The organism is Chroococcus sp. FPU101 (assembly GCF_017312365.1).
Classification (GTDB): Bacteria; Cyanobacteriota; Cyanobacteriia; order Cyanobacteriales; family Microcystaceae; genus Chroococcus.
In genome coordinates, this window is sequence record NZ_BLJI01000004.1 from 209698 (window position 1) to 224033 (window position 14336).

Sequence of the window (14336 nt, forward strand, 5' to 3'; positions counted from 1 at the left end):
ATCCTAAATCTTAACCTGCACCATCTTAATTAACTTGGCAATTACTCAAAATCGAGTCATCATGGAATTCATAGAGAATCCCCTAAATGAGGAATGACAGATGATGGGATTAAAACAAATCGATCTAATAGGTGAATGGAATCCCCAACTGGTGCGAGAATTAAAAGGACGGCTCAAACCTCGAAATATATTAATCGCTTCGACTATTTCGATTATTGGTCAAATTCTGGTCTATCTTAACTACAAAAGTCTTTTACCTGTTAAAGCTGGAGGATTTAACCGTTATTGTACAGCCAGTCCGCCACCTAACTACCAAGGGGGCTACTACTATAACAATGCTTACTGTATTAATGATCTTAAAGGTCACACCATGATTTTAGATCAATTATGGTGGCTGGATATTTTTACCTTCATCAGCTTGGTCGGAATTGGTGCTTTTTTAGTCGTTGGTACTTACTTACTCATTGCCGATTTATCTAAAGAAGAAACTAGAGGCACATTAAATTTTATTCGTTTAAGTCCCCAATCGGCTAAAGATATTTTCTTGGGTAAAATTTTAGGTGTTCCGATTTTACTGTATTTAGTTGGGGCTTTGGCTCTACCTTTTCATTTAATAGCAGGTTTAGCCGCGAGAATTCCTTTAAATCTAATTTTAGGTTTTTATGGCGTAGAAATCGCGAGTTGTGCCTTTTTTTATAGTGCTGCCCTATTATTTGGCTTAATTAGTCATAAAAACGGTAATTTACAAGGATTATTAGCGAGTGGTTCAATTTTATGGTTTCTTTTTGTCTCAACTTTATGGCTTTTTTGGTTCTATACGGATGTTAATCAAGATGTCCCCGTAACAACATTTAATTTTCTCTTGGTCTTTAATCCTGCCATGAGTTTACCGTATTTGGTTCAATCTACCTTTTTGTCTAACACAGCAGTTGGGTATTTGGGTCTACCGAATGCGTCAGAATTAAGCTGGTATGGTCAAAATATTTGGAGTCATGCCAGTGCTAGTATGGGTTTTATGATCTTCAATTTTGTTTTGTGGACGTATTGGATAGCTCAAGGTTTAAAACGATATTTCCACCAACCGACAGCAACCCTATTGAGTAAATCTCAGAGTTATTGGCTAACAGGTAGCTTTATTGTGATGGGTTTAGGATTTGTGCTGCAAACCCCAAGATCTGAAAGCCTTTTCGTAAACTATACTATTCTTCAAGGATTTTTGGTCGCTTTTTCAGTGATGATGATGTTAGCTATCAGTCCACACCGTCAAGCAATGCAAGATTGGATGCGCTATCGTCATTTGAATAAGCCTAAAAATCTGATATATGATTTGTTATTAGGGGAAAAAAGTCCGTCACCCTTAGCTTTTGCCCTTAATTTAGCCATTGTCATGTTAATTCTAGTTCCTGCTATTCTTTTATCTCCCCTCAAAGAATACAAAATAGCGACCTTAGTCGGTTTGTTGATCACTATTAACATGATTTTGATTTATGGTACGATCGCACAATGGATTTTATTACAGAAATCGCAAAAACGTACGATTTGGGTTGCGGGAGTACTTGCCACTTTAATTACCCTACCTCAACTGTGTTTTAGTGTATTACGACTTTCGACGACTGACTTAGTTTGGCCTTGGTTTTTCTCGGCTTTTCCCATGATAGGAGTGCCAACACAAACATCACTTTTTCCGCTTCTATTATCGGTTTTAGGACAATGGACTGCTTTATCATTAATCAGTTTCCAAATGTCTCGTCAGTTACGACAACTTGGTGCATCGAATACTAAAGCTTTACTGTCTTAATCGAAAAATTGAATGGGTGGGTCTAGCTGCCCACCTTTAATCGTTAAGCTGGCTCAAAACAAGATAGGATCAAGGAATAGACGATAGCAATTTACAGATTAGATTATGTGGCTCAAGAACCTGAAAAAACGCTTATACTTTGGGCTGAAGAGCGTTAAAAAATCATTAGCGATCTCTTTTTTAAGTCTAATTTTTTTCTTGACTTTTTTGACAATGAATGCTGAAGCATTGAGTTATAACAATCGTAGCTTAATGGATGCCGATTTTGCGGGACAAGATTTAAGAGATTCTAGTTTTGATCATGCTAATTTACGCGGGAGCAATTTTAGTAACGCACAATTACAGGGTGTGCGATTTTTTGCGGCTAATTTAGAATCAGCCAGTTTTGAAGGTGCAGATATGAGATATTCTGACCTAGAATCAGCGCGTTTAGTGCGGACTAATTTTACAAATGCAGTGTTAGAGGGTGCCTTTGCGATTAACACTCTGTTTAATGGTGCAATTATCGATGGTGCAGATTTTACCGATGTTTTAATCCGTCCAGATGTACAGCAAAAGTTATGTGATATCGCCACTGGTACCAACCCAACAACGGGAAGAAACACGCGTGATACTCTAAATTGTTTTTAATACTGGCATAGTCACTGATTTAACTAAAATAAAACTCTTGTAAGCTAATATCAAGTTAGCAAAAATTCAGTTGAACTTTGAACAACTCCGTTTGAGGAAGTAAAATCTCGTGTCCACCAGTGCTATATCCAAACAACCGAAAGACAATAAACCTGTTTCGCCAACGATGGCTTTTATGCAAGGAGTGGCTAAAACCACTAGCGGAACGATGCTAGGTCTAACGATGATTACCAGTGCGGTTGTAGCGGGTGGACTGGTAGGACTAGCGATTAGTTTTCGGAATTTGCCCGATGTTGGAATTCTTAATAGTTATGCCCCAGTAGAAACAAGTTATATATATGATGTTAAGGGAAAACCCCTAACCAGTCTCCATGAAGAAGCTAACCGCGAAGTTGTCCCTCTCGACGAAATTTCACCTAACTTGAAACGGGCTGTTTTAGCGATCGAGGATAGTCATTTTTATTATCATAAAGGCATTAATCCGAATAGTATTGGTCGGGCGATACTGGCTAACTTTAAGAGTGGGGAAGTAGTTGAAGGTGCATCTACTTTAACGATGCAACTTGTCAAAAATATATTTCTTTCTCATCAACGTACTGTAACTCGCAAACTCGCTGAAGCCGTTCTAGCCATTCGAGTAGAACAAGTGTTCCCTAAAGATAAAATTTTAGAAATGTACCTCAATAATATTTACTGGGGTCATAATAATTATGGAGCGCAAACCGCCGCCGCTAGTTATTTCAATAAACCCGCTTCACAACTTAATCTCGCTGAAGCTTCGATGATGGCAGGTTTAATTCAATCTCCAGAGGTTTACAGTCCTTTTAGAGACTACAAAATAGCCAAAGAACGTCAAGCAGTCGTTTTACAAAGGATGCGTGAATTAGGTTGGATAACTGCTGCTGAAGAAGAAACCGCCAAAGCAGTTCCCATCGCTTTAGGTAAACCCACTGCTTGGAAAGGAAGTTCTTTACCTTTTGTTACTGATGCAGTCGTACAAGAATTGCAAGAACGTTTTGGCAAAGAAACCGTCGCTAAAGGTGGAATGCGCGTACAAACCACCGTCGATTACAATTTTCAAAAAATGGCAGAAGCAACGGTTAATCGAGCCTATAATCGGCTTCGTCGTCAAGGGCTTCGTAGCAAAAATTTACAAATTGCTCTAGTTGCGGTTGATTCTCGGACACACTTTGTTAAAGCTGTAGTTGGGGGTGTTAATTACGAAAAAAGTCAACTCAATCGTGCGACTCAATCTCGTCGTCAACCTGGTTCATCTTTTAAACCTTTTGTTTACTATACGGCTTTTGCGAGTGGGAAGTTTACGCCAGATACAGTAATTAATGATGTACCCGTTAGATTTAGAGATGGCGATATTTATTACAAACCGAAAAACTATGGCGGTGGCTATTCGGGTGCGATGTCAATTCGTCATGCACTTGTTGTCTCGCAAAATGTCCCTGCTGTCATTGTCGGGCGCAAAGTTGGAGCAAATAAAGTGATTGAAGTCTGTCGGACTTTGGGTATTAAAAGCCCTTTAGATGCGGTTCTTTCTTTGCCCTTGGGTTCCGTTGATGTGACCCCTTTAGAAATGGCGGGGGCTTATGCTACCTTTGCTAGTAATGGCTGGCATTCTGACCCAACAATGATTATTAAAGTAACCGATAGTCGAGGAAATGTCTTACTCGATAATACACCCAAACCGAAGTTAGTTTTAGACCCTTGGGCGACTGCATCTTTGACTTCTGTTTTACAAGGTGTCATCACTTCTGGTACCGCAAAATCGGCTCAAATTGGTCGTCAGGCAGCAGGAAAAACAGGAACAACTGATACAGAAAGAAATGTTTGGTTTGTCGGTTATGTTCCTCAATTAGCAACTGCGGTGTGGGTGGGTGATGATCAGAATCGTCCTCTAGGTCGCGGCATTACGGGAGGTGTTTATGTTGCTCCCATTTGGCGAGATTTTATGTCACAAGCATTGAAAAATGAACCTGTTAAATATTTCCCATCTCCTTCTAAGTTTCCGCGTCCTTCTAGTAAATAGCTAATATGTTTCAATATTTAATTAAACGATTAGCTTTTTCCATTCCGACTTTAATCGCGATTAGTATTATTATTTTTTTGATCTTAGCGCTCGCTCCAGGTGATCCGATGAGTGAATTTGCGACTAATCCATCGATGACCGAGGCGGTACGCGAGAATATTCGTAAAAGCTTAGGATTAGATCAACCGATTTATATTAGATATCTTAAATGGGTTTTTGCCTTTTTACAGGGTGATATGGGCTATTCGTTTACCAGTAGAAGTCCTGTTAGTGCGATTATTTTCCAGCGTTTACCGACAACTTTATGGGTCGTTGGATTAGCGTATCTTTTAGGACTTGTGATTGCTTTTCCCTTAGCCGTTCTTTCAGTCGTTAAACGTTTTACTTGGATTGAGCAAGCGGTTAATACTTTTTCTCTATTGGGCTTTTCTTTACCCACTTTTTTTACTGGATTAGTTTTCATTATTATTTTTAATGTTCAGCTTGGTTGGCTGCCGTCTTTTTATAACAGCACATTAAACGTTAATAGCTTTTCGAGTTTGATTGAACAAATTAAACAGTCAATTATGCCGATCGCGGTTTTGGCTTTTTATCAAGGAGCGATGTTAATGCGCTTTATTCGTTCAGCAATTTTAGATGAAGTCAATGAAGAATATATTAAAACCGCTTATGCTAAAGGTTTAAGTTATTTTGCTGTTTTTAAAAATCATATTATCCGTAATGCAATGATACCTGTTGTTACATTAATTGCCTTGGATATTCCAGCGATTTTTACAGGGGCTTTGATTACTGAACAAGTCTTTAGAGTTCCAGGTATTGGTTCACTGTTGATTGATTCTATTTATCGTAGTGATACACCAGTAGTCATGGCGATTACTTTTATTTATGCGATTTTAATTGTAATTTTTAATTTAATTGCTGATTTAGCTTATGGTTGGTTAGATCCTAGAGTACGATATTAATGATGTGCACCGCGTTCGCGGATCTCTTCGAGATCGTTCTTATTTTCTCTAGCTTTGTTAATGAGCTTTGAATAATTTTTCTGCCAATATAATAAGCAAGTGATCGGTGTCAATTATCTTAAGCTGGACAAAAAGCATCATTTCAGATTGATCACGTTATCCTTATTGCAGCAGGCGGTAAAACAACATAAGCATTATTAGTTTACTGACAGTTACTCTTCTTCAATTGGAGCATCGTCAATAATAACGTCCTGTTCTTCTGTTTCTACATTGAATTCAACACAACTTTGTAAAACTATTTCTTCAATTACTACTGTCCCTCTACCTTGTTGAAGGACTGAATCAAAACGACACATTAATTCTGGAATGTTGATTACTTCTTCTACGGATTCAATATATCTTCTGACAATAGCTTTAACTTTATATCTGATGGTTGCTTGTTCTATAAGCTTATTTAAAATGCTTTGAATTGGCTGTTCAGTTTTGACAACAAATGTAATTGGATATCTTTGAACTTTATCTATATCTAAAAAATATTTTCCTACATCGATAGTCTCTGTTACTTGAAAAAAACGACCCAGTGGCTTCATGACAAAATCTATACCCCCATCATTTGCATTGGTACGACCAGTTTTATATAAAGTAAGATACTCAGCATTTAGTTCATCGGGCGACCAACCCCAATATATTTGTTGATCAGCATAGTATTCTTTTAGAATTGCATAACTTACAATTTCAAAAACTCTTGCATCTATATTTGGTCTAAGTAAACCTCGAATAAATTCAATTGCCCTTGTTGGTTCTTGTTGTTGAATCACAAGCATTTCTTGGCAATAAACTATAAATTCATCAAATGCCTCTTGGCGTGCTGTTATATACGCATCAATAAGATCTTTGATGGCTTGAGCAAGATTGATTTCTGTGTGTTCAATAATAATCTTTATAAGATTTTCATTAAACCAATACCTATTTGTTTTGACATCTCTTATTATAGGAACATAAACTGAGATAGGAAAATATTTTTTAAATTCTTCATTCAACCGATGATTTAGGGCATGATTTTGTAATTTACTGCCAAATGGAAGCTCTCTTTGTCTGCAGAAAAGAACAGAAAATTGAACTCCTTCATATTCTTCATAGTTATTTTGTAGATGAAATTGTTTATTCAAATAGTCCTCAATAAGCACATAAATTGCATAGAGATTTGCCAAGCCTGCTCTTGATTTAGAGCCTCGATTAGTTGCTTTCGTTTTAATGTTCAGATATTGCAATAGCTCACTAGAGTTTAAAATTTCATTTCCTTGACGAAGAAAATAAGAATTTAAAATTTCTATTATTTTCTGGGTGAGTTCATGCTGTACTATCGCCATTAAAAAGATTACCCTGTCTAATATCTAACTTTTGCTCAATTTTATTTCTTATAGTATTATTTTTTGGCACAGATACAAGCTTTTCTCCTTGGTATTCCTGCCAACCTAAAACTCGCCTAAGCCCAATTCTAAGATATTCTTGCTGTGACTCTATACTAATTGAACTTCTTCCTAATTTTTTTGCCATAGCAGCAACTGTAAATGTTCCTGCAAATGGATCTAGTACAATACTCTCTTCATTACTGCTTGCAAGAATAATTCTTTCTACCAATGATTCTGGCTTTTGAGAAGGATGATTTTCATATTCTTTCATGCGATATCTGACACGAGGAAAATACCACACATTGCCAGGTACTTTCTCAGTATTGTATTGAGTTGGAATTGGATTTCTATAGTCAATTAACTTTCTTTGTGCGCCTGTTTTTGCTTCTACTTTAATATCCTCTGAGTTAAAGATATAATTATACTTATCTTTAACGCAATGAAGAATAGGCTCATACAAAGAGCCAAAGTATTTCGTTGCTTGCACTCCTGAACTATCATAATGCCAGATGATTCGGCTAAGTATTACCATTTTTTCTCTTAAATAAATATCAAAATATGGCATTGTTTGCGTACTAGCCATTACATATAAAGTTCCATTAGGCTTTAAGACTCGAATGCACTCATCAAGCCATTGATAAGCCCATTTTGTATAATCTTTATCTGATTCCCATTTATCATAAAAATTTGAAAACTGTTTTCCTATATTGTATGGAGGATCGATAAAAATAAGATCTATAGATTCTGAGCCAATCTCTTTAATCAAAATTTCCAGAGCATCGCCATGATATATAGTATGCTTTCTATCTTTAAATTGTTCAAACATCACTATTTATTGACTGAATAAGCGGTGTTTACTTTAATCAACTTAATATTTTATTGCTGATTTATGAAAGCTAGTTAATTGTGTTCATTATACATAAATCATAATTACAACTTTTTATAATTATTTTTTAATCCTATCTTACCCCTAAAACTTGAATTTTAAGCATTCTTTCCTTCTATCACACCTTCTGCTTGGTGAACGATCGCTCTTAATTTCTCCAGAACAGAAAGTTCAACTTTTTCCCATAATCCCCGTTGATGAGCTTCTAATAATCTTTCTGCCATATCTCTCAATGCCCAAGGATTTTTTTCTTGTATAAATTGTTGTACGGTTTCATCAAAAAGATACGCTTCGGCAATACCCTGATACATATAATCTTCGACACATTGAGCAGTAGCATCATAGGCAAATAAATAATCGACGGTTGCGGACATTTCAAATGCTCCTTTATATCCATGTCTCATGACTCCTGCGATCCATTTGGGATTAATGACACGCGATCGATATACTTTAGCAATTTCTTCATTTAATGTTTTCACTCTCGGATTAGATGGAACGGAGTTATTACCAAAATAGACGATCGGGTTTTTTCCTGTGAGCGATCTAACACTTGCAGTTAATCCCCCTTGGAATTGATAGTAGTCATCGGAGTCTAATAAATCATGTTCTCGGTTGTCTTGATTTTGTAAAACAATCTGTAATTCTTGTACTCTTGTTTTGAAGATTTCGGGTACATGATGACCAATACCTTTTTCATCATATGCGTAACAACTCCAGTTCATATAAGCCCTAGCTAAATCATCATCATTTTCCCAGTTTTGTGATTCAATTAAACCCTGTAAACCCGCACCATAAGCCCCAGGTTTAGAACCAAATATTCGATAGCTTGCTCTCACCTTCGCTTGTTCTTTTGTTAATCCTTGATTTTCCCAAAACTCGCTTTCTGTAAGCACTTTCGCCGCTAATGGATTAATTTCTTTTTCTTCTTCTTGACAGGCTAATTGATTTATGGCAGAATTAAGCATATGTAGTAAGTTAGGGAAGCTATCTCTAAAAAAGCCCGATACCCGTACTACCACATCAATACGCGGTCGCTCTAACGCAGACGGGGTAAGAATTTCAAAATTCACGACTCTTCGAGAAATTCCATCCCAAACGGGTTGTATACCGAGTAAAGCCAGTACTTGAGCAACATCTTCTCCACCTGTACGCATCGTCGAGGTTCCCCATATTGATATAGCTAGGGTTTGGGGATATTCTCCCTGTTCTTGGGTATATTTTTCGATGAGGTTTTCTGCTGCTTTTCGTCCGACATCCCAAGCGGTAGGAGTGGGGATAGCACGGATATCAACTGAATAAAAATTGCGTCCTGTGGGTAATACATCAGGTCTTCCTCTCGTCGGTGCGCCTGATGCTCCACTGGGTACATATTCGCCGTTTAATCCTGCAAGTAAATAGGTAAGTTCTTGGCTGGTTTTTTGGAGGGCAGGAAGTAAAGCAGTTTTAATCCAATTCAGTTCTATATGTGTATTTTTGCCAACGGTAGGGGTTTGGTTCAGTAAACAGTAATCAGTAAACAGTAAAACAGTCAAATCAACACCATACTGATTACTGGTCACTGATGACTGATGACTGTCAAAGGTTTGGTCTTCAAACTCATCGACTAAAAGAAGATTTTCAATCAGTTGAGTTGCTGTGGTTTCGAGAAAAGCGATCGCATCTCCCGTTGTTCTACAGTTGGGTAGTTTTTCGCTTGGGGATAAAAGTTCATCGGGTTTTACAGTTAGTGGATCAAAACCCTGATCTAAATCTTGAGCAATAGCACGAGTTAAACCAAGACGATTAGAACTCGGAGAACGCGCAATTGAAAGAATTAAATCTCTGAGTTGTTCATTTTGGGGACATTGACCAAATATATGTAAACCATCTCTAATTTGTGCTTCTTTTAATTCACAGAGATAACCATCTACTTGGGTGAGAAGTTCGGAAGTAATTTGTTGAATGTTGAGGTCTTCTTTGAGATGAGATTGGGTGATGAGTTGGGTAATACGAGCGCTAATTAATTTCAAACGAGACGGATTTAACTGTTGTGCTTCGTAGTATTCATCGATTAATGCTTCTAGTTTTTGTAGATCTCCATAGAGTTCAGCACGTGTCATCGGGGGAGTAAGATGATCAATGATTACTGCATGAGCGCGTCTTTTTGCTTGTGATCCTTCTCCTGGATCATTGACGATAAATGGATAAAAATGCGGGAGTGTTGATAGAGTAATTTCGGGATAACATTCATCAGATAAAGCGATACTTTTTCCTGGTAGCCATTCTAAATTACCGTGTTTACCAAGATGAATAATCCCATCGAAGTTTTGACGTAACCAATAATAATAAGCTAAATACTCGTGTGTCGGTTCTAAGTCAGGTGCATGGTAATTCAAACTTGGATCAAGATCATAGCCTCTAGAGGGTTGAATACCGATAAAAATATGATCCAGTTGTATTCCAGAAATAGGGAAAATAGTTTTATCTTGAATCATTCCCCAACGGTTAGTCATTTCTTGTTGAACGGTTGGGGGTAAAGTTTGAAAGTAAGTTAGATATTCGTCTACCGATAAAGATTGATAGACTGATCTTAATTCGTTTGCGTCAAGATCATTTGTCACACCCGTCGTTAACTTTTGGATTAATTCATCTCCATCACTCGGAATATCACTGAGAGAATAACCCGCATCTTGTAAAGCATGGAGAATATTAATACAACTTGCTGGAGTATCCAAACCGACTCCGTTGGCTATTCTTCCATCTCGGTTCGGATAGTTAGCTAAAATGATTGCTATTTTTCGTTGTTCTGGGGGAGTGTTTTTTAGTCTGACCCAATTTGCAGCTAACTCGGCAATAAATTTAATTCTGTCTTCTCTGGGTTGATATATCACTACATCTGTTTCTAATTTTTCATCTCCCTTTTGTACCGACTTAAAAGAAATAGCTTTTGTAATAATTCTTCCATCGACTTCGGGTAAAGCAACATTCATCGCAACATCCCTTGGTGAAAGTCCTTTTAAACTATTTTCCCAATCTATTTCGGTTCCCCCACTAAGAATAACTTGTAAGACACTCACATTAAAACGAGTCCAGTAATTTTGGTAATATGTATGATCTACATCGGTTTCTGATGAGAGTTGGGAGATAGAAAAACTTGTTGTATTTAAAATAATTTGAACGGGTTCTGAGTTAGTACAAAAATATTGCCAAATTTCCTCTTGTACTTCTGTGTCGCGGAGTGATGAAACAAAAATTGCTACGGGTGCTAAGTAATTTTTTTCTAACGCAAGACAAAGATGATCGATGGGAAGGGTGTTACCTGAGAGATAATGCGATCGATAAAATAAAATTCCGACTCTTTTTCCGATTTTACCTTCTTTGTAGATTCCAACTTTGGGGACAATTTGGGGGGATGGAGGATGATAGGAACTTTCCAAACAAGTATCAGAAATATACTTTAAACCGTTGCAGTAATTTTCAATTCCTCCTTCAGTTAAATAACGCCATAATTGAGTGACGATAGATAGAGAAACAGTGGAATGACTCATCAAAGTGGTATCAGGATGATCATCACCAGGTAAAACGAATAAGACAATATTATTTTCTACTGCTATTTCTTTGACGACTTCTAAACCATATGACCAATAGGAACGTCCACCGAGTAATCTAAGAATAATTATCTGTGCTTTGGATAAAACCGTATCCGCATAACTATCAATACTAAAAGGTTGCTGTAACTGTAGAAGATTAACGGCACGAATTGAGGGAAAGTGTGGGGGTAAACTAGATAAAGTAGCGGCTAAAGTTTGAATATCTGTATCAGCAGAGGATAAGAATATTATAGAAGCGGGAGTTTGTTCAATGATAATCACTCCATCTGTATCGGGGTTCCATCCACCAGGTGTAGCAGCGATGCGGTGCATTTTAATTTTTTTCTTGAGAAATAATATATTTTTGGGATTTTAAAGAAATTTAAAGTAATTCTAGTAAGTAAGGTAAAGACGCATCATATCTCGTCTCTACAATAAATAAAACCAAAGTCCCTCAAACGATGAACATAGAACAGATCAAATCAGGATTAATTGTATCTTGTCAATCACCTGTAGACTCTCCTCTACATGATCCTACAATAATAGCAGCAATGGCGAAAGCATCGGTTAATCAAGGTGCAGTCGGAATAAGAGTCGATACCCCATCTCATGTTCAAGCAGTGAGAAAACAGTTACCCGATATTCCCATTATTGGTTTGTGGAAAAGACAATACCCAGAGAGTAAAGTTTATATTACACCCTTGTTTGAACACGCGGTATCAATTGCCCAAGCGGATGCGGATATTATAGCCATTGATGGAACATCCAGAAACCGTCCTAACGGTGAAACCTTATCTAATCTTATTGAGCAAATTAAAACAAAATTAGGCAAATTAGTAATGGCAGATGTGGATACAATTGAGAATGCGATCGTATCTCAAAACGCAGGTGCGGATATCATCGGAACGACGCTTTATGGATATACTCAAGAAACAAAACATTTAACCCCACCTGGTTACGAATTATTAACAGAAATGGTCAAACAATTATCGGTTCCTATAATTTGTGAAGGAGGTATCGCTACACCCGATGAAGCAAAAAAAGCATTAGACTTAGGTGCATATTCAGTTGTTGTCGGAACCGCCATCACAGGAATTGATCTAAAAGTCAAGTCTTTTTACAATGCTTTACAGTAAAGGACTCAATTAATGAGAGAGAATTTAATATTAATCAGTCAATTTTCCCTTTCATCATTGGTGGTGTCGCTTCTCTATTATTCCTTTTCCCTTTTTCCCCCAGAAACCTCTCAAGCGTTTTCTAATACTCTACAAGCTGAACCTATTTTCGTTTCAGATACAACCATCATCCCAACCCAACAACAGGGAAAAGAAATATCAATTAACGGAAAAAAATTTACAGTTGCGTGGAGTCAATGGAAAGAAGGAACAACGACACATACAGGGTTATCGGATATCGGTGCAAGTACAACACTTGGAATAGAATTACTCAGTACCAATAACCCAAACCAACAACCTGTGTATTGGTATCTAGCAAACCCCAATCAACCTATTTATCTAAATACAAAATTTCTTGCACCTTATCGCTATTTAGATATTACCCAACTCATTCAACAAATGGCAGCAGAAATTAATATCGTTGGGGATACTCTACAGATTAATTATCCTACAGCACAAGTTAATGATTTATACACCTTACAAGAAAATGGAATACAACGTCTGGTACTATCTTTAGATCGTCCGACGACATGGCAAGTTAGTCAAGTGAAAAATGAAGCAACTTTGAATATAGAAGGAATAACTGACCCAACTTTACTCGCACAATATCAACCACAACCTATCATTACAGAAAATAACACTAATATCGATGAAGATGATTTAGGAAGTCCAACAATACCAAAAATACAACCGCAACTCTTTTCACTGACACAAAATGGAACAACAACCCAACTCAAATTAAACTTACAGACTGCTTATGGAATACAAGCGTATACTATTTCTAATCCTAACCGTTTAATCATTGATATTCGTCCAGATACCCTACGAGAAAAAGAAATTACTTGGCAAAATGGACTCACATTTCATCAACGTTATGTTAAATTACAGCAAGATTATTTTCCCGTCACATGGTTAGAAATAGACTTACGTTCCTCTAAACTTACCCTAAAACCCATCACACCGAAAAAAGAAAGTTTAACAGGAATACTTCCACTCACAACAATGGGAAGAGATACTGAAGCAATAGCAGCAATAAACGCAGGATTTTTTAATCGTAACAACCAACTCCCATTAGGTGCCATTCGAGTCGATGGGAAATGGTATTCTAGTCCTATTCTAAATCGAGGTGCTGTTGCGTGGAACAATCAAGGACAAATAAAAGTTGATCGTTTGACTTTACAAGAAAATCTAATTACACCTAACCAACAGTTTACGATAAATTTTCTCAACAGTGCCTACTTAGAAACAGGGATAGCGCGATATACCTCGGAATGGGGAAATACTTATACAACTCTCACCGACAAAGAAACCATCATCACCGTAGAAAATAATCAAATTACTGCTCAGTATAAAGCAAATATAGCGGGACAAGATTCTATTCCAATTCCCCCAAATGGCTATTTACTTATTTTGCGTAAAGATGATGTTCCAGCAACCTATTTAACCAAAGGAACAACCGTTAAAATTAATCGTTCGACTATTCCAAGAGAATTCGATTCATATTCTAATATTATCGGTGCAGGGCCATTATTATTACAGAATAGACGTATTGTCTTAAACCCAGACGCAGAAAAATTCAGTAAACCCTTTCAACAACAAAGTGCGTCACGAAGTTCGATCGCTACTCTATCATCTGATAGAATTATTCTAGTCGCAGTCCATAACCGTGTTGCGGGAAAAGGTGCAACATTAACAGAATTTGCTCAAATCTTACAACAATTAGGTGCGGTGAATGCACTGAATTTAGATGGAGGGAGTTCTACTTCATTATATCTAGGGGGAAATTTAATTGATCGTTATCCGCAAACCGCAGCAAGAGTTCATAATGGGATAGGACTTTTTCTCAAGACTTCTCCTTAAATA

9 protein-coding genes are annotated in these 14336 nt (G+C 37.1%); 6 read left to right on the forward strand and 3 right to left on the reverse strand.

Annotation, left to right across the window (positions count from 1 at the left end):
* The first annotated feature begins 103 nt into the window (after positions 1-103).
* The 4 genes from CFPU101_RS06965 to CFPU101_RS06980 all read left to right on the forward strand — a co-directional run bounded on the left by CFPU101_RS06965 (position 104) and on the right by CFPU101_RS06980 (position 5431).
* On the forward strand, positions 104-1798 hold the full coding sequence (locus tag CFPU101_RS06965) for a hypothetical protein (protein ID WP_206814638.1): 1695 nt from the start codon (positions 104-106) through the stop codon (positions 1796-1798).
* A 213-nt stretch (positions 1799-2011) separates the two neighbouring features.
* The gene (locus tag CFPU101_RS06970; RefSeq protein WP_242577806.1) at positions 2012-2428 is read left to right on the forward strand and encodes a pentapeptide repeat-containing protein; all 417 of its coding nucleotides are present in this window, start codon (positions 2012-2014) and stop codon (positions 2426-2428) included.
* Between the two features lie 109 nt (positions 2429-2537).
* The gene (locus tag CFPU101_RS06975; protein ID WP_206814595.1) at positions 2538-4469 is read left to right on the forward strand and encodes a transglycosylase domain-containing protein; all 1932 of its coding nucleotides are present in this window, start codon (positions 2538-2540) and stop codon (positions 4467-4469) included.
* Positions 4470-4474: 5 nt separating this feature from the next.
* Entirely contained in the window at positions 4475-5431 is a 957-nt protein-coding gene (locus tag CFPU101_RS06980; protein ID WP_206814596.1) for an ABC transporter permease, read from the forward strand.
* 212 nt (positions 5432-5643) lie between these two features.
* On the opposite strand, the gene CFPU101_RS06985 is transcribed toward CFPU101_RS06980, so the two are convergent.
* The 3 genes from CFPU101_RS06985 to cobN form a co-directional block, all read right to left on the reverse strand.
* Positions 5644-6801, reverse strand: a complete 1158-nt coding sequence (locus CFPU101_RS06985; protein WP_206814597.1) for a restriction endonuclease — start codon at positions 6799-6801, stop codon at positions 5644-5646.
* Entirely contained in the window at positions 6782-7669 is an 888-nt protein-coding gene (gene yhdJ / locus CFPU101_RS06990) for an adenine-specific DNA-methyltransferase (RefSeq protein WP_206814598.1), read from the reverse strand. Before yhdJ ends, CFPU101_RS06985 begins: the two co-directional genes overlap by 20 nt.
* A gap of 158 nt (positions 7670-7827) precedes the next feature.
* Complete coding sequence (gene cobN / locus CFPU101_RS06995) at positions 7828-11631, reverse strand: cobaltochelatase subunit CobN (RefSeq protein ID WP_206814599.1); 3804 nt, start codon at positions 11629-11631, stop codon at positions 7828-7830.
* A gap of 128 nt (positions 11632-11759) precedes the next feature.
* On the opposite strand from cobN, the gene CFPU101_RS07000 reads away from it, so the two are divergent.
* Together CFPU101_RS07000 and CFPU101_RS07005 are read left to right on the forward strand one after the other, a co-directional pair.
* On the forward strand, positions 11760-12434 hold the full coding sequence (locus tag CFPU101_RS07000; protein ID WP_206814600.1) for an N-acetylmannosamine-6-phosphate 2-epimerase: 675 nt from the start codon (positions 11760-11762) through the stop codon (positions 12432-12434).
* Positions 12435-12446: 12 nt separating this feature from the next.
* Entirely contained in the window at positions 12447-14333 is a 1887-nt protein-coding gene (locus CFPU101_RS07005) for a phosphodiester glycosidase family protein (protein WP_206814601.1), read from the forward strand.
* The last annotated feature ends 3 nt before the right edge of the window (positions 14334-14336 follow it).

What these genes read in the sequence shown, in the direction of transcription:
- CFPU101_RS06965 (WP_206814638.1), top strand. Translation starts at nt 104, where the DNA reads ATGGGATTAAAACAAATCGATCTAATAGGTGAATGGAATCCCCAACTG.
- CFPU101_RS06970 (WP_242577806.1), top strand. Translation starts at nt 2,012, where the DNA reads ATGAATGCTGAAGCATTGAGTTATAACAATCGTAGCTTAATGGATGCC.
- CFPU101_RS06980 (WP_206814596.1), top strand. Translation starts at nt 4,475, where the DNA reads ATGTTTCAATATTTAATTAAACGATTAGCTTTTTCCATTCCGACTTTA.
- CFPU101_RS06985 (WP_206814597.1), bottom strand. Translation starts at nt 6,801, where the DNA reads ATGGCGATAGTACAGCATGAACTCACCCAGAAAATAATAGAAATTTTA.
- yhdJ (WP_206814598.1), bottom strand. Translation starts at nt 7,669, where the DNA reads ATGTTTGAACAATTTAAAGATAGAAAGCATACTATATATCATGGCGAT.
- cobN (WP_206814599.1), bottom strand. Translation starts at nt 11,631, where the DNA reads ATGCACCGCATCGCTGCTACACCTGGTGGATGGAACCCCGATACAGAT.
- CFPU101_RS07000 (WP_206814600.1), top strand. Translation starts at nt 11,760, where the DNA reads ATGAACATAGAACAGATCAAATCAGGATTAATTGTATCTTGTCAATCA.
- CFPU101_RS07005 (WP_206814601.1), top strand. Translation starts at nt 12,447, where the DNA reads ATGAGAGAGAATTTAATATTAATCAGTCAATTTTCCCTTTCATCATTG.